The sequence below is a fragment of the Enterococcus sp. AMC1086 genome (genome assembly GCF_058216575.1).
In genome coordinates this window covers 459711-477273 of the sequence record NZ_CM177100.1, presented here as the reverse complement: position 1 = coordinate 477273, position 17563 = coordinate 459711, and the positions used below count along the sequence as shown (strand labels likewise).

Genomic DNA, 17563 nt, shown 5'->3' with positions numbered 1-17563 from the left:
TGCTTTTTTCCGAGAAAAAGCGAGAGTACGTTAAAATCGTATAGTCTGGGTTTCTTATTCTAAATTTTGTTTCTCTATTTACCTCATAAAAAACTGCGTAAGTAGCTTATTTAAAATCGGCTACTTACGCAGTTTGTTTGGGTTTTTAACGTTTAGTTTCACTATAAATCGAAATCTTAATACCAAGTATCTATATTTTTTTAGCTCTTCTTTCGATGTAGACACTTGCCACTATTATTATCAAAATCAACCCAATCAGAATAATAGTTTTTGAGCCTTTTTCACCTAATTTGGCAATCAAACCTTTTGGTGCATCATCTGAATTATTATTGGGATTTGTTGTTTCTTTTTCCTTTGGTGTATGGCTATTGGTGATGATGATGTTTCCAATAGTTTCTGCTGTGATCGTCGTGTCATAACCGTTTACTTTGGTTACTTCTTGAACGGTATATTCGATTGTTTTTCCGTTGTTTTTTTCATCTAATTCTTGCCACGTATGGGTCCAGTTATTTCCGGCATTTAAGGTTACTTCGTTTCCTGATTTTTCCCCATCCGCATATAATTGTACTTGAATACTTTGTGGACGCAGGCCATCTTGATCCTCTTTATCGTCCCATGCTTTCGTGACCGTAGCGCTGGTTACTCCTGGCGTATAATGATTTGTAAGATCAAACCCGTTAATCTCTGTTGAATACTCGGGAACTTTATTTTCGGTCACTGTATAAGTGATTTCTTGGCCATTTTCATATTTAGGTAAGTTGGTGAATTGATAGGCCCATTGTTCCTTTTCTCCAACTGTTTGTTCGTCTACTTTTACGCCATTCGCCAATAGATTAACTGTTACGTTCGTTGGTCGAATCCCATCTTGGTCATTTTTATCGTTCCATGTTTTAGTCCCAGAAACTTCTGTTACTTCTGGTGTATGGCTATTGGTGATGATGATGTTTCCAATAGTTTCTGCTGTGATCGTCGTGTCATAACCGTTTACTTTGGTTACTTCTTGAACGGTATATTCGATTGTTTTTCCGTTATTTTTTTCATCTAATTCTTGCCACGTATGAGTCCAATTATTTCCGGCATTTAAGGTTACTTCGTCTCCTGATTTTTCCCCATCTGCATATAATTGTACTTGAATACTTTGTGGACGCAGGCCATCTTGATCCTCTTTGTCGTCCCATGCTTTGGTGACCGTGGCACTGGTTACTCCTGGTGTATAATGATTTGTAAGATCAAACCCGTTAATTTCTGTTGAATACTCGGGAACGGTATTTTCGGTCACTGTATAAGTGATTTCTTGGCCATTTTCATATTTAGGTAAGTTGGTGAATTGATAGGCCCATTTTTCTTTTTCTCCAACTGTTTGCTCGTCTACTTTTACGCCATTCGCCAATAGATTAACCGTTACGTTCGTTGGTCGAATCCCATCTTGATCATTTTTATCGTTCCATGTTTTAGTCCCTGAAACTTCTGTTACTTCTGGTGTATGGTTATTGGTAATAGTGATGTTTCCAATAGTATTGGTTGTGATCGTCGTGTCATAACCGTTTACTTTCGTTACTTCTTGAACGGTGTATTCGATTGTTTTTCCGTTATTTTTTTCATCTAATTCTTGCCACGTATGGGTCCAGTTATTTCCGGCATTTAAGGTTACTTCGTCTCCTGATTTTTCCCCATCCGCATATAATTGTACTTGAATACTTTGTGGACGCAGGCCATCTTGGTCTTCTTTGTCGTCCCATGCTTTCGTGACCGTGGCACTGGTTACTCCTGGCGTATAATGATTTGTAAGATCAAACCCGTTAATCTCTGTTGAATACTCGGGAACGGTATTTTCGGTCACTGTATAAGTGATTTCTTGGCCATTTTCATATTTAGGTAAGTTGGTGAATTGATAGGCCCATTGTTCCTTTTCTCCAACTGTTTGTTCGTCTACTTTTACGCCATTCGCCAATAGATTAACCGTTACGTTCGTTGGTCGAATCCCGTCTTGATCATTTTTATCGTTCCATGTTTTAGTCCCTGAAACTTCTGTTACTTCTGGTGTATGGTTATTGGTAATAGTGATGTTTCCAATAGTTTCTGCTGTGATCGTCGTGTCATAACCGTTTACTTTGGTTACTTCTTGAACGGTATATTCGATTGTTTTTCCGTTATTTTTTTCATCTAATTCTTGCCACGTATGAGTCCAATTATTTCCGGCATTTAAGGTTACTTCATTTCCTGATTTTTCCCCGTCTGCATATAATTGTACTTGAATACTTTGTGGACGCAGGCCGTCTTGGTCTTCTTTGTCGTTCCATGCTTTCGTGACATTTATACTGGTTTTCGAGCTTATTTCATAGTTTTTGTATGAGCCAATCTGTTTATAAATAGGTTGCGCAGCATTGTCATACAAATCTGTGGTCTCTACCGTGAAGTTCAGTTTCTCTTCTGATTGTAGATACCCATTTGGAGCCTTTGTTTCAATAAAATAGTAATTTCCAGTTGTTAGCCCTGTGACGCTTACTTTACCATTTCCATTGGATTGTATCCCACTTTTGACTTTCACTTCATTTCCTTGATTATTGACCTTATACAAGTCAAACTGTGCTCCGTCCAATGGATTATTTGTGGTTCCATCTATTTTTTCAAACTCTACAGCTGCTGTTTTCCCGGAAGCATTTCCATCAGCAACATTCCAAATAACACTTTCTTCCAGCACCCAATTATTTGATTCACCATTTTTATAGTTTATTGTAATTTTTAAATTGTTATTAAATTCTTGATCGGTAATAATATTTTCTGAATCAATCGGAACCGAATAATACTCTAAACTAAATTCTTCCGTTTTGGCATTTTTGCTCTCAGCCAAGTCTTCCCATACTAAAATTTGTGGCAAAACATTCATTTTAAAAGAACTAGCAAAGTCTTGACCATCTTTATAGATAAGACCCATATTTTCTTTAGAAACGCCTCCGTATTCGAAACCGATAGTATCAAAAAAGCCTCTTTTCCAAGCAAACGCGTCAGGCCAGTTACCATCGAACTCATTCATCCCGATTAATTTTTGGTTTTCTAACGTATCTTCCAAAACTATAGAGTCAATTTCATCAAATGAATTGGCCTTTCCTAATAGCGTGTTTCTTCCCAGTCCAACATTCCAAGAAAATACACGTGTTGGTGTATCAAACTGTTGCGTATTCGGATTGTAAAGATCCCTTGTATCTAATCTACCTACTTTTTCATTATTTTCTGGTTTTCCAGCTCCAGTCCCATCTCCTCCGACGTTACCATTACCACCTTCTCCAACAGATTCACTGTCATCAGGGATGATTTCTGTAGAGATTATTTTATCTGGATACTTTATATCGATATTCTCACCATCAGAAACATATCGTTCATTCAACGCAACTGAAATAGAAAAATTCCCATTGATATTGGAGTGTGTTTCTACATAATCAGTGGTAAATGTTAATTCAAAATAAAATCCTTCCGTTGCGTTTCCTTTAATTTTTACAATACCAATCTCCTCTCCATTTTCTTTCAAAGGAAAACTGGAAATATCATGAACGACAAATTCTTTCGGAATATAGAATTCTAATACATCTCCTTTTTTAAAGGTGTTATCAGGAATTGCCCACTCGTAATTTAAAGTGTATATTTCTTTTATTTCTAGTTTATTTCCATCAATCACTTCACTTCTACTATTTTCAAGCCAACTATCCGTGACGTATTTGTCTCCAGACCTACCAGACTCTCTTGTAGACTCTTTAGCAAAAGCAACTGACAAACTTGACAGATTTGTCCCTACCGTTAGTATTAATATCAATAATAAATTTACATATTTTTTGTTCATGAAGTTCTCCTCTCAATTATGTACCTCGAAATAGTGGAAGAATACAGGGATACTCTCTTATCCTTCCACTATCCTACGATCAACCTAAGTTATTTATAATGATATAGCAAAATAATAAAAGAACAAACATTATATATAATATATATATAATTATTCACAAAAAACACATATTAAAACGTTCGCATATAATATATTTATCATTTTTTTTTAATATACCGAAAAAATATCAACGATTTCAAGTTGCAGATAAATAACACGTTATACTTTTATGATTAGTTCAACTTCTTTTATCCGGATTTAAAAACCGAGGAAAAGATGCTTTATTGATTGTATTCAATCGTTTTTCACTCGTTTCTCTCAACATGTCATTACTATCTCTAATTAGTAATCGCCTGAAATCAATAACATGCTAAACTAATTTACTCAAATGAATTAAAATTTTTGATTGAAAAAAATCAACTAATTTCCAGCATACTTAAAATAAATATTTTTTATATAATTCCACTCTATTTTTTTAATCAAATCGAAAAAAGTGTAGAAGAAATTCCTTCTACACTTCATATTGGCATTATTTATTTTTCCAGCTAGTTCTCACTAGCATCTAGAATATCGTTCAGATTTCCACTCCATTTGTTGCGATCAAGTGTTTATACCACTGAAACGAATCTTTTTTTATCCGATTTAGTGAACCATTGCCTTGATTGTCACGATCTACATATATAAAACCATAACGCTTGCGCATTTCGCCTGTGGTAAACGAAATAGGATCGATACAGCCCCAAACCGTATAGCCTAAAACATCTACTCCATCCAGTTCGACGGCTTTTTTCATTTCTTTGATATGCTGGCTGAGAAAATCGATTCTTTCTACATCGTGCACCTTGTCTTCGATTAAAGTATCTGCGTAACCAAAACCATTTTCTACGATAAAGATCGGGCGTTCATAACGATTACTTAAAAGATTTAGATAATGACGTAATCCAGTCGGATCGATCGACCAACCCCATTCTGTCATACTGACATAAGGATTTTCAACAAGGGAACTATCCCCAAGTAAATCATCTTCCAATCGAACTGCTTCTGGGCGTGTTGAAATCGTATTACTTAAATAGTAGCTGATACCAATATAATCCACTGTTCCAGCTTTTAGTTTCTGTAAATCTTCATCCGTAATATCCAGTTCATAGCCGTTTCTTTCCCATTCCTTGATTGCCCAACGTGGATAATTCCCTCTTACTTGGACATCTGTAAAAAATAACTGTTTTTCATCTTCTTGTTGGGCCGCGATAATATCATTTGGATCACTCGTCAGTGGATAATTTGGTGTTGCCGCCAACATACAACCAATTTGGAAATCAGAATTGATTTTCTTTCCTTCAACAACTGTTATTGCCCCCGCAACAAATTGATAATGGGCTGCTTGATACATCGTCTTTAACTTATCTTCGTCTTCTTGGTAAAGAATGCCTGAGTTGGTAAATGAATAAATTGGATTTTCCAAAATGCGTTGATTATTGATTTCATTAAAGGTCATCCAGTATTTTACCTTGTCTTTATAGCGCTCCATCACGATCGTAGCAAATGTAGTGAAAAATTCGATCAGTTTACGACTTCGCCAACCGCCATAGTGTTTGACCAAATGATATGGCATTTCAAAGTGAGATAATGTAATGACAGGCTCGATGCCATGTTTCAATAACTCATCAAATAAATCGTCATAAAACGCTAGTCCAGCTTCATTTGGTTCTTGTTCATCACCGTTTGGAAAAATTCTCGTCCAGGCAATACTTGTTCTTAGGCATTTAAAACCCATTTCAGCGAATAACTGAATATCTTCTTTATAATGTCCATAAAAATCAATGGCTTCATGGTTAGGATAAAATTTTCCTTCTATAATACCATCTGTAATTTCTCTAGCATGATCTTTTGAGCCCGCGGTCATGACATCTGCAATACTCACGCCTTTGCCACCTCGATCAAAGCCGCCTTCCACTTGATGAGCAGCTACCGCGCCGCCCCATAAGAAATCGTTTCTCATTTATCTATTTCCTCCTTCTTTGAGCCTACAACAAATAATTGGGTTGCGGGTGTTACTGATTCAGTGGTATTGACAATGTTCATTGTTTCCATACTTTGACTATCTGTTAAAATCACTGGTGATGTCATCGCATAGCCTTCTTGTTCGATTTTTTCGCGATCAAAGACTAATAACGTTTGCCCACGTGTGATCGCATCACCCATTTCAACTTTTGTCTCAAAATATTTACCATTCAAATTAACCGTATTGATTCCGATATGGATCAATAATTCACTTCCTCCATTTGATTTTAAGCCAATCGCATGTTTTGAGGGGAAAATTGCAACGACGGTTCCATCGAATGGTGCAATCACTTTATTATCAGTCGGGATAATCGCAACCCCTTTTCCTGCAATTTCACTAGAGAAAACATCGTCCTCTACTTCTTTCAACGGAATCACTGTCCCTTCAAGCGGTGCATAAACCGTCGTTTCAGTCGCTACTTGTTCTTTAACAGGTTCTTCTTGAAAATCATCTTCTCCCTGGTCTGTTTCAGGTAAAAAATCGGTCATTTCATCTTCTTTAACACCGAAGAAATACGTCAATACGGCACCTGTGATCAAAGCAGCACCCACTCCAATAAAATAACCGACTTTTGGTGTATAAACTGGAATAGAGAAAATATTATGGAATACATAAGCATTCATCGTAACGCCTGTCACGCCACAAATCGCACCACCAATAGCTCCTGAAATCGCTACGATCGGCAATAACCGTTTGTATCTTAAAATCAACCCATAAACGATTGGTTCTGTTACTCCAGCAAATAAACCAGTCAATGCTAACGGTCCAGCTAAAGCTTTCATTTTAGAATGTTTTTTAGCTTTCAAATAAAAACCGATTGCGATCCCGATTTGAGCAAAAACAGCTGCAACAGCCATCCCTTCAATTGGGTCACCACCCATAACGGTCAAGTTTTCGAGTGTGATTGGTGAAAATCCCCAATGTAAACCAAACATAACCATAAATGGCATTCCGCCACCTAATACGATTCCTGAAAGCAACGCACTTTTACCGATCAACCACATAACACCTTGGGATAACGCATCACCGATGACTGTTCCAAATGGACCGAAAAGTAAGGCTGTCAACGGAACCATGATCATCAAACTAAACATTGGCACTGCAAATAATTGAAGGTCTCTAAATATAATTTTCCGTAAGATTTTATCCACGAACGAGTAGATGAAGATCGCTACAAAAATCGGGAAAATCGTTGTTGCATAATCGACAACATTTAAATTGATACCTAAAAAATCAAGCTTTTCTTGACCGATCATGCCCGTGAACGACGGTTCCAGTAATGCTGCACCGATCACTCCACCTACATACATGTTGCCACCGATTTTTTTGGTCAACGTGATTCCTAGAAAAACAGGTAAAAAGTAAAAAATCGCATTGCTAGCGGCACTCAATACTAGATACGTTGAACTAGTGTCTGCTAATAATTTCATTTCAACTAAAATCGTCAGGATGGCTTTGATCATGCCAGATCCGGCCATTGCTGGAATCAATGGTGAAAAAGCGCCAGAAATCACTTCAAACACATAATTGAAACTTAGTTTTTTTTCAGTCTTTGGTGCATCTTCGTTTAAATCAGCAAGCGATTGAATCGCCGCGTAATAATCGGGTACTTTACTGCCGATCACTACTTGGTATTGCCCACCACTATTGACCACTGACATTACATACGGTAGTTTTTCTAACGCTTCTTTGTCCGCTTTTTTAGTGTTTTTCAAACTGAATCTTAAACGCGTCGCACAATGAACTAAACTATTGATGTTCGACTTGCCACCGACAAGTTCGATGATTTTTTTACTTTCTTCTTCATAACGCATGATGATAGTTCCTCTCTTTGATTCATTTTTTTTATAAAAAAAGTGACCTAAGAAACACTTATAAACTAAGTGTTTTTCTTAGGTCACGCCTGCTCCACCAGTAACGATCCTATTGATTGCTTGACAAGCGATTTAAGTGAAGTGTCAAGTACATCAATTCATCATTTGAAATCGTCCAATCGTATTGTTGTTCCAAAAATGTTTTGATCTTGACTGCACACTGATAATCTTGTTTATAGTTGACAGCGATCAAATTGATCAAAGATGAATCCTCATTTGAGGATACTTCTTTATCCAACTGTCTTTTGACAAAGTAACGAATATGGGTAATGAAACGAGTAAAATCATAAGACGTTTCATCATATTCTTTCCCATAATGATATTTAATAATATCAATAATGCTTTGAATGATTTTGGTCGTCAGCATCGTTTCGTTCATATTGCTAGTAGAATTATAGGCATTTACAAAATGAAGGGTAATAAAAGCTGCTTCTTGATCTGGAATTTCAATACCTGTTTTCTCTCGCATCATCTGAACGGCTTTTAGTGCAAACGCATATTCTTTCGTATAAATCTGTTTGATATCCCATTCTAATGGCGAGCGCATTTGTAATCCTTCTGCTGCTCGATTCAAGACAAACCCGATATGATCGGACAATGTCAGTAAAATGGCATCATCAATGGACTGTTCTAATTCTGCTTCACCTAATTGAATAATATCACTGGCCAGTTCAATATCTTCAATATCAATTCGAGAAAGCAGATTATCTAAATTACTAACGGAATTGTTACCTTCAAGAACAAATCTTTTTTCAATCAGGACTGCATCGATTGCATCACCTGCACGCTTGTTGAAGCCGACGCCTTTGCCCATAATAATTTCTTCGATGTTGTCATCATTTAAAACCAAAGAAACATTATTGTTAAAAACTTTCAGTATTTTCATTGAAATTATCTCCTGTTCTTGACTTAAAAAACGAAAAAAGACCTGACCCTATCAAACATCACCAAAAAAAGTAATGTGTGAGGTCACGCCTGCTTAACCAGTAACGATCCGTTGACCAAAGTATACAACGTCTTATTTTCTTTGTCAATAGTACGCTTACATTTTGGTGACAGACGCCCTCACACATTACACATGGCTTTCTTCAAACTGATAAATCTGCTCGATAGCCTCAGCTAATTTTTTTAACTGCACAAATTTTCCTTCTCGAATGTATTCTTTTCCCTCAACGAAAAAAAGCAAAGTAGGCGCTGAAAAAATCAAATATTCAGCGGAAATTTCTTTGACTTTATCTGCTTCAACTTCTCTTAGTTCGATTTTAGGATACCTTTTTAACAGCTCGGTCAATTTCGGTCTAAGCGCATGGCACACCGAACAATTCTCTTGCGATACATATAAGAAAGCAAGATGATTTTTATTGATAAGGGTTACTACGTCTTGAATTGTTTGTAACTTTTCCATTGATCGATCATCCTTTTTTGATTGGCTACATCATAGCACCTTCTCAAAAAGATTACGATAGTTATGCCCGACTTTACCTCTTGACTTCGATCCATGCTTTATAGTGATCTCTATAAAATCCTTCTTTATCTTCTGCCGTCATGATATAGCGGCCGACCATCGTACCTGTTTGATAGCCTTGTTTTTCCAATTTTTCCTTCATTGATCGAAAATTATTTTCTAAAGGATCATCTGACTTGATCGTAAGTAGGAATTGTTTGTATGAATAGCTGATTTGCTCTGACTGTTGCCAAATTGAAGCTTCTTCTACAAATTCTTTTGTGGTAACAGCGAAACCATAGATGATTTCTTTTTCATTTTTAGGATCGATATACACCACTAGACTTGAAGGATTATCAATGTATGTCTGCAATTCATTGGGATCTTTTAAATCAATTGGGATAATTCGTTCTACATCTAATGGCTCGTCAATAAATTTTTTTTCTTTTAACTCAATCAAGCTTAATAACTGGCCTTTTCTGTGCTTGATTCCTTGTTGCTTTTTCTCAAGTTCAGCTAATTCTGCAGCAACTCTAGTCTCTGTCTCATCTAATATAGTCCATAATTCCTCTGGTGATTTTCGATAGAGGTTCGTCATTTTATTAATGGGAATGTCCAGTCTGCGATAAAAATCAATATCACTGATTGTCAAAATATCCTCCATATCAAACATTCGATAGCCGTTTTCTCTATTTCTAGAAGAGGTCAGCAGATTCATATTATCCCAATAACGGATCTTCGATTTTGGTAATTTCATAATTTCAGCTACTTGGCCCACCGTCAATAACTTCTCTTTTTCCATAAAATCACCTCTTAGTTTCATTATAAACAAAAAACATTGACATTCAAGTAACTTGAAGGTGTAGAATTCACTTTGAGTCTTGAAAAGGAGGAATTTATATGAAAATCATTCAGTTTTTCATTAAAAAGAATAGAACACTTATTTTTGCTACCGTTATTTGTTTGTGTTTACAAATTATCGGAACACTTGGTGTACCGTTATTGGTCGCACAGTTGATCGACGTGGGGATTGCGAGCGGCAACGAGCAATCCATCAAAATCATTGGGCTTAAAATGCTCGCAATGGCTTTATTTGGTGCGCTCTCAGCAATTGCTGGAAGTTATCTATCCGCTAAAGTAGCAGCTAAATTTGGTTTTGAAACACGAGCGATGTTTTTCGACAAGCTCCAAACATTTTCTATTAAAGATGCAGATCGTTTTGGAACAGGTTCATTGCTGACACGAATGACGAATGATGTTGATAATATTCAACAAATGATCGTATTGTTTCTACAACTAATTTTACCAGCTCCGATCATTGCTGTCTTTTCCCTATATATGACATTCACTTACTCGGCAACATTAGCTTTAGTTCCATTAATTGCGATCACAGCTTTTGGATTGATCGTTTATCTCTTAATGAAAAAAGGAACACCACTTTCCTTATTGATCCAACCTAAAATGGATAAGATCATTGTGACCTTACGAGAGTTTTTCACGGGGATCAATATGATTCGAGCGTTTAACAATCAAGAGTATGAAGAAGAACGAACAAATAAAACATTTTCTGATTATGCAAATGGCATGATTCGAGTAAATAGTATTTTTGCTTTCATTACACCTGTCGCCTTTTTGCTGATGGGAATCGTTTTCTCTTCTATTCTATGGTTTGGCGGAAATTTAGTTGCGCTTGGGACTTTGCAAATCGGAACTGTTTCAGCCGTTGTGGAATATTCTTTGCTGACACTTGCTTACTTGATGATTGCAGCAATGGTTTTAGTTATGTTGCCTAGATCGCTTGCTTCAGTAAAAAGAATCGAAGAAATTTTGAATACACAAGATCAAATTCTTGATACGAAACAACCTGTTTTACTTGAGGAAACTGGACCACATGATGCCTTGATCGATTTAAATCACGTGACATTCAGTTATGATCAAGCAGATGAACCTGTTTTAGAGGATATTCATTTCAGTATTTCAAAAGGAAAAACAACCGCGATCGTTGGCGGAACAGGCTCTGGTAAAAGTACCGTGGCTAAATTATTATTACGACTTAGCGATGTATCTGAAGGTGCGATTTTATTCGATGGTGTGGATATTAGAACTGTCACACAAGAAGAATTACGTTCTAAAATCAGTTATGTTCCTCAAAAAGCTTTTCTATTTAGTGGAACCATCAAGAGCAACTTATTGATGGGTTATCCTGAAGCCACAAAAGCAGATATGGATCGAGCAGCTAAAATCTCTCAACTTTCTGCTTATCTCGCTACATTGGAAGACGGGTACGATTCATTCGTAGCACAAGGCGGAACGAACTTCTCTGGGGGACAAAGACAACGTTTGTGTATCGCTCGAGCCTTGATCAAACCGGCAGATATTTATATCTTTGACGATAGCTTTTCAGCGCTTGATTATCAAACAGATGCCGCATTAAGACTCGCTTTAAAAGAAGAAATGGCAGACAAAACTTTGCTGATCGTTGCCCAAAGATTAAGCACGATCCAACAAGCAGATAACATCATTGTCCTAGACGAAGGAAAAATCGTAGGTCAAGGAACCCACAGCCAACTTTTACAACATAACAAAACGTATCAAGAATTTGCCCACTCACAAGGGATCATCACGGAAGGAGCGAAGTCATGATGGAAAAAGTAAACAAACAAACACTAAAACGATTCTTTCAATTGATCCGACCTGAACGTCCGATATTTTTTGGCTTGATTCTATGCAGTTTGATTGGAAATGCCTTAGTCATTGCTATGCCATTTATCATGGGACTCGCCATTGATGATTTGCTGACACTGATCAAAAGACACGGCGTCGGTCATATCTCGTTTCCAATGGTCGAAGAGGCTTTATTAGTCCCTGTTTTGATTCTGATCGTATTCTCGATTCTTAGTAGCGTAATGTCTTATATTCAAGAACGTGTCATGGCATCTTTGAGCGAACGAATCACACTTAGAGTCCGAAAAGAAGTCTCAAAAAAATTCAAATCTTTACCGATGTCGTTTTTTGATCAACATCAAGTTGGGGATATTTTAAGTCGAACAACAACCAGTCTAAATCAATTATCACAAGTTTTTTTGACAGGAATCAATCAATTTTTTACATCGATCTCAACAATTATTTTTGCTGGAATCATGTTATTTTACATCGATGTCAAATTAACCTTAATCGTGGTTTTATTGATTGCTGGAAGCTCATTTTTAACGGGTAAAATTTCGAATAAAAATAAGAAACTCGCCGAAGCAAGTCAGGCAGAACTTGGGATTTTAAATAATAAAACAGAAGAGTTTTTATCTGGTAATTTAGTGACAAAAACATTCAATCAACAAGATCATGCAAAAAATGTTATTTCAGAAACGAATCAAAAGCATTACAATGCTTTTTTAAGTGCTCAATTTATGAATTTTGCGATTTATCCAGCGATCCGTTTGATCAATCAATTGGCGTTTATCGTCAGTGCGATCATTGGCGCATTCCTAGTTTTACAAGGTGGAATCACGATTGGATTGCTTCAGGCTTACTTACAATATATTAATCAAGTTTCTGAACCGATTTCTACAGCTTCTTATGTCATTAACTCGATTCAAGCAGCGCTAGCAGCGGTTGATCGGATCTTTGAGATTTTAGATGCCGAAGATGATGTCCCAGAAAAAGCGGATTTACAAATCATCGATCAACCAACTGGTGCCATTGCTTTTGATAACGTTCAGTTTGGTTATTCAGAAGAAAAAATGTTGATGAAACAGGTTTATTTTACGGTGAAACCAAAACAAATGGTGGCGATCGTTGGGCCAACTGGCGCTGGTAAAACGACATTAGTGAACTTACTGATGCGTTTTTATGAACTAAATGGCGGCCGTATCACCTTTGATGGCGTTGATATTACCGATCTTTCGAGATCTAATTTACGTGCAATGTTTGGAATGGTTTTACAAAATACATGGTTGTTTGAAGGAACGATTGCAGAAAATATTGCGTATGGGCGAATGGATGCGACACGAGAAGAGGTCATCGAAGCTGCTAAAATTGCACAATGCGATCACTTTATTCGGACTTTACCGAATGGTTATGATTCTATTATTTCTAGTGAGAACGGCTCACTGTCACAAGGACAGCAACAACTATTAACAATTGCTCGGATCATTTTAGCGAATCCGCCTGTGGTTATTTTGGATGAAGCAACGTCTAGCGTGGATACTAGAACCGAAGCGCACATTCAAAAAGCGATGGATGAGGTGACGAATAATCGAACAAGTTTTGTGATTGCGCACCGTTTGTCTACGATTGAAAATGCTGATTTGATTTTAGTGATGAAAGATGGCGATATTGTAGAAAAAGGCAATCACCAAGAATTACTGGCGAAACCTTCGTTGTATGCATCGTTGTATAATAGTCAATTTCAGCAGACTTAAGAATTAAGAATTAAAAAGCGTGATAAAACTTGCTAAGGTTTTATCACGCTTTTGTTAGTATAAAAAATGATTATCAAGTACTCCTATATTTAATAATCTGCTTTCCGAATCAAAACACAATATTCATTCTTAAAACTAGCTTCGTAGTCTCCTAGAGTACGGATGATTTTTTGTTCTAATTTACTGATTCCACGTTTTCCATGCACTTTACGCTATAATCTCCAATGAATCAGCCAAAATAAAATACCACCAGAAAACCAAACAAATTGATCGGCCTCTGTTGGGCAGTGAGTGACTAATTCAGGTAGTCGTATGACAATTTGACCAGTAAACATATAGTCTTCTTTTCTTTTTTCAGATTGTTGTAAAGTGATTCCATATCGTTTGATTCTATTGTTTTTTCCGCCTTTTTTTAAATTAAAAAAAGGCGATATTTTTCTCATCTCTAACTTTCTTATTGTGTTTAAAGGACTTATTCTTAGTGATCTAGCAAGTAACGCTATTATTTGATTCATATATTCAGGTGTAACTATCATATTCAATGCATATTTCGATATTTTTTGTTAAAATTTCAATAAGATACTGATAACTAATAAATATAAACAATATAAAAAGGAGGTTTTTTATGAAATGGTATGGAATATCTACAGAAGAACTGACAAAAACCTTACAAACAACGTTGCATGGACTTAGCCCAAAAGAAAGACAGAAGCGTCATGCTTCAGAGGGAAGTAATGCGCTCTCGACGGAAGAGCAAGATAGTAATCTCAAAAAATTCTTTAGTCACTTTCATGATTTACTGATCTACGTATTGATTGTTTCAGCGATACTCAAAGGAATCAGCGGAGACTATATTGACATGTCCATCATTTTACTGGTGGTCATCATTAATTCGATTATTGGTTTTGTTCAAGAAGCGAAAGCTTCAAACTCGTTAGATAGTTTAAACTCTATGATGGGCACTGAAGCGATTATTTTAAGTGACAATGTAAAAGAGACTGTCCCAGCTGAAACCTTAGTACCTGGTGATATTGTCTATTTAAATCCGGGTGACATTATTCCGGCTGACCTTAGAGTGATCGAATCGTATAATTTAGTTGTTGAAGAAGCGATTTTGACTGGTGAATCAACACCTGTCGAAAAAACGAGTGCCCCGATCAAAGAAGAAGTCGATCTTGGTGATCGAACAAATATGGTTTACTCTGGTACTTTAGTCAACAGTGGGTCAGGAAAAGGGATCGTTGTCACAATCGGAGATAACACTGAAATCGGAAAAATCAGTCAACATCTTAAAAACGTTGGTGATAATGAAACGCCTTTAATTAAAAAAATGACTCTTTTGAATAAACAAATCTTTTTCATTCTAACTGCTTTAATCGTTTTTCTAGTCGTTTTTAGTTTATTCTTTAGAGATCTATCCGGCCAAGAGCTGCTCTCTTCAATGATTGCTTTAGCTGTTTCTGCGGTCCCTGAAGGTTTACCGGCTGTCCTATCGATTATTCTATCTGTTGGTGTTACACGAATGGCCAAACAAAAAGCAATCATCAAAAAAATGCCTGCCGTTGAAACGCTAGGAAGTATGGCTGTAATCTGTTCGGATAAAACAGGTACTTTGACAAAAAATGAAATGGAAGTCGTCGCTGTGATTACTTCTACGGAAAGTATCAATGTGGAAGAAAGTAGTAGTGATGCTGCCTACCTGAACAAAGCGGAAAAAGATTTTTCTTTGAGAAAGATGATTGAATCTGCCTTGTATTGTAACGATACAAAAATTTCCTACAAAAATGGGCAACGTGAAGTAATCGGAAATCCTACTGAGGGCGCTTTGTTAGATTGGGCAAATCATATGGCACTTGTGGAAGATGAGCATGATATCAATAAGATTCCTTTTGACTCTGCTTACAAATATATGGCTACGCTTGTCGAGATTGAAGAAAAACGTTTTATCTATTTAAAAGGTGCACCAGATGTATTACTGAAAATGGTTCAGTATCAATTAGATAATTCGGTCAATGTTCCTTTTGATGAAAACTACTGGCTCAATCAAATCAGCATCCATGCCAAACAAGGTCAAAGGATTTTAGCTACCGCTTTTAAAGAAGTAGCAAATGACAAAGAGACTCTTACGCATAGTGATCTACTAGAAGAAATGACACTCATTGGACTTTTCGGCATCATGGATCCGCCTAAAAAAGAAGCGATTGATGCTGTAAGGATCAGTCGAACAGCTGGAATTTCTGTAAAAATGATTACAGGTGACCATAAAGATACTGCGATGGCAATTGCTAAAGAAATCGGTATTGAAAACTACGCACAAGCGCTAGTCGGAAAAGATATTGAACAATTATCTGATGAAGAATTAGCTGACGTGGTTTTAGAAACAGATGTTTATGCACGAACCACACCTGAACATAAGCTACGATTAGTCGAAGCGATTCAAAAAAATGGTTTGATTGTTGGAATGACAGGGGATGGTGTCAATGATGCTCCAGCGTTAAAACAAGCCGATATCGGAATCGCCATGGGAATCAAAGGAACTCAAGTAACAAAAGACGCAGCTGACATGGTTTTAGCCGATGATAATTTTGCAACAATCACTAGCGCGGTCAAAGAAGGACGCAGAGTGTATGACAATTTAAAGAAAACAATTTATTTTTCATTGCCAACAGCCTTTGCTCAAGGTTTACTGGTTGTCGTATCATTATTGATGGACACACCTTTACCGTTGACTTCTGTTCAAATTCTTTGGTTAAACATGGTAACAACTATTACCTTGTCTTTTGCCTTAGGTTTCGAACCTTTAGAAAAAAATGGCATGACCCGCTCCCCGCGTGATCCGAAAGAAAATATCTTGAGTCGCTATGCTGTCTTCCGTATTTTCTATGTGTCCATCTTGTTAGCTTCACTAGGGTTTTTAATTAACGGTTATTTAGCTAATCAAGGTTCTAGTACAGAGGCAATGCAAACAACACTGATTACTACCCTCGTTTTAGGGCAAGTATTTTACATGATCAATTGTCGCGAGATTCATCGCTTCTCGATCAATAAAAGCATTCTTTCGAATAAAGTGTTGTGGTTGTCATTACTGATTCTATTATTACTACAACTATTGTTGATTTTCACTACACCAATGCATATTGCACTTGGAACGACTGCCATTAGCTGGTCATACATTCGATTAGCGTTATTGTCAGGTATCGCCGTGTTTATTGTTGTAGAAATTGAAAAATTTCTCACACGTCGATTTTTTAATTAAACAGACAAAGGTACTCAAAATATATTTATAGCTAGTATATCTAAGCAGTAAGCACTAGTTTCTCCTTTTAAATCAATTATTTTGTAAATAGCGTTTACTAATTGGTGCTTACGATCTGGTGTTACTGGACTGGAATACTACCATAGTTCTCCATTCAGCCTATACAGATTGCTGGGTCAATCTATAGACAAAACAGATCGTGTCATAAAAAGATAAATAGATTATTTTCAGCTTATCTCCCAAAAAAGGGGACATATGCCCCCAGCGTATATTCGTATTTAGGGTGTGAGACAAAAATAAAATTCATTTTTGTTTCACACCCTAAGTTCGTATAAAAATTGAACCCAGAAGCAATTTTTTCGTAAATAATTGTTTATTCTAGTCTCTTTTTATTGTTCTTCATTCGATTTTAGAAAAGAAGCATTGATGAAAAAAACGATTGATTTTTGTGGTAGGATCATTTTCTTCGCGTAAATTTCAAGTCTAAACATTCTATATTGATAATTATACTGGTTTAGCTGAAGTAACAGATTTAGATAATGCTAAATTATATCAAATTCAAGAGGGTCAAAATGGTGTTTCAGGACGTTTTTAGTGGATAATTTAAGACGGAAAAGTTACACACAGAATATTTG

10 protein-coding genes are annotated in these 17563 nt (G+C 36.5%); 3 read left to right on the top strand and 7 right to left on the bottom strand.

Features of this window, described 5'->3' with window-relative positions:
• Positions 1-190 precede the first annotated feature (190 nt).
• The 6 genes from AC4BC4_RS02380 to AC4BC4_RS02355 all read right to left on the bottom strand — a co-directional run bounded on the left by AC4BC4_RS02380 (position 191) and on the right by AC4BC4_RS02355 (position 10056).
• Positions 191-3835: a Cna B-type domain-containing protein gene (locus AC4BC4_RS02380; RefSeq protein WP_490476640.1), complete on the bottom strand. Its 3645-nt coding sequence runs from the start codon at positions 3833-3835 to the stop codon at positions 191-193.
• 613 nt (positions 3836-4448) lie between these two features.
• Positions 4449-5873: a 6-phospho-beta-glucosidase gene (locus AC4BC4_RS02375; protein ID WP_490476639.1), complete on the bottom strand. Its 1425-nt coding sequence runs from the start codon at positions 5871-5873 to the stop codon at positions 4449-4451.
• On the bottom strand, positions 5870-7750 hold the full coding sequence (locus AC4BC4_RS02370; protein WP_490476638.1) for a beta-glucoside-specific PTS transporter subunit IIABC: 1881 nt from the start codon (positions 7748-7750) through the stop codon (positions 5870-5872). Before AC4BC4_RS02370 ends, AC4BC4_RS02375 begins: the two co-directional genes overlap by 4 nt.
• A gap of 109 nt (positions 7751-7859) precedes the next feature.
• Complete coding sequence (licT, locus tag AC4BC4_RS02365) at positions 7860-8696, bottom strand: BglG family transcription antiterminator LicT (protein ID WP_438757391.1); 837 nt, start codon at positions 8694-8696, stop codon at positions 7860-7862.
• A gap of 186 nt (positions 8697-8882) precedes the next feature.
• Complete coding sequence (locus tag AC4BC4_RS02360) at positions 8883-9215, bottom strand: thioredoxin family protein (RefSeq protein ID WP_490476637.1); 333 nt, start codon at positions 9213-9215, stop codon at positions 8883-8885.
• Between the two features lie 73 nt (positions 9216-9288).
• Entirely contained in the window at positions 9289-10056 is a 768-nt protein-coding gene (locus AC4BC4_RS02355; protein ID WP_490476636.1) for a MerR family transcriptional regulator, read from the bottom strand.
• Positions 10057-10154: 98 nt separating this feature from the next.
• Between AC4BC4_RS02355 and AC4BC4_RS02350 the strand changes: the two genes are divergently transcribed.
• Together AC4BC4_RS02350 and AC4BC4_RS02345 are read left to right on the top strand one after the other, a co-directional pair.
• Entirely contained in the window at positions 10155-11897 is a 1743-nt protein-coding gene (locus tag AC4BC4_RS02350) for an ABC transporter ATP-binding protein (RefSeq protein WP_490476635.1), read from the top strand.
• The gene (locus tag AC4BC4_RS02345; RefSeq protein ID WP_490476634.1) at positions 11897-13672 is read left to right on the top strand and encodes an ABC transporter ATP-binding protein; all 1776 of its coding nucleotides are present in this window, start codon (positions 11897-11899) and stop codon (positions 13670-13672) included. The genes AC4BC4_RS02350 and AC4BC4_RS02345 overlap by 1 nt, the downstream gene beginning before the upstream one ends.
• A 212-nt stretch (positions 13673-13884) precedes the next feature.
• Here AC4BC4_RS02345 and AC4BC4_RS02340 read toward each other — a convergent pair whose 3' ends face one another.
• Complete coding sequence (locus AC4BC4_RS02340; RefSeq protein ID WP_490476633.1) at positions 13885-14115, bottom strand: hypothetical protein; 231 nt, start codon at positions 14113-14115, stop codon at positions 13885-13887.
• 182 nt (positions 14116-14297) lie between these two features.
• On the opposite strand from AC4BC4_RS02340, the gene AC4BC4_RS02335 reads away from it, so the two are divergent.
• Positions 14298-16928 carry an HAD-IC family P-type ATPase gene (locus tag AC4BC4_RS02335; protein WP_490476632.1) on the top strand — a complete coding sequence of 877 codons (2631 nt, stop codon included), beginning with the start codon at positions 14298-14300 and terminating at the stop codon, positions 16926-16928.
• Positions 16929-17563: the final 635 nt, after the last annotated feature.

What these genes read in the sequence shown, in the direction of transcription:
- AC4BC4_RS02345 (WP_490476634.1), top strand. Translation starts at nt 11,897, where the DNA reads ATGGAAAAAGTAAACAAACAAACACTAAAACGATTCTTTCAATTGATC.
- AC4BC4_RS02355 (WP_490476636.1), bottom strand. Translation starts at nt 10,056, where the DNA reads ATGGAAAAAGAGAAGTTATTGACGGTGGGCCAAGTAGCTGAAATTATG.
- AC4BC4_RS02380 (WP_490476640.1), bottom strand. Translation starts at nt 3,835, where the DNA reads ATGAACAAAAAATATGTAAATTTATTATTGATATTAATACTAACGGTA.
- AC4BC4_RS02335 (WP_490476632.1), top strand. Translation starts at nt 14,298, where the DNA reads ATGAAATGGTATGGAATATCTACAGAAGAACTGACAAAAACCTTACAA.
- AC4BC4_RS02370 (WP_490476638.1), bottom strand. Translation starts at nt 7,750, where the DNA reads ATGCGTTATGAAGAAGAAAGTAAAAAAATCATCGAACTTGTCGGTGGC.
- AC4BC4_RS02340 (WP_490476633.1), bottom strand. Translation starts at nt 14,115, where the DNA reads ATGAGAAAAATATCGCCTTTTTTTAATTTAAAAAAAGGCGGAAAAAAC.
- AC4BC4_RS02360 (WP_490476637.1), bottom strand. Translation starts at nt 9,215, where the DNA reads ATGGAAAAGTTACAAACAATTCAAGACGTAGTAACCCTTATCAATAAA.
- licT (WP_438757391.1), bottom strand. Translation starts at nt 8,696, where the DNA reads ATGAAAATACTGAAAGTTTTTAACAATAATGTTTCTTTGGTTTTAAAT.
- AC4BC4_RS02350 (WP_490476635.1), top strand. Translation starts at nt 10,155, where the DNA reads ATGAAAATCATTCAGTTTTTCATTAAAAAGAATAGAACACTTATTTTT.
- AC4BC4_RS02375 (WP_490476639.1), bottom strand. Translation starts at nt 5,873, where the DNA reads ATGAGAAACGATTTCTTATGGGGCGGCGCGGTAGCTGCTCATCAAGTG.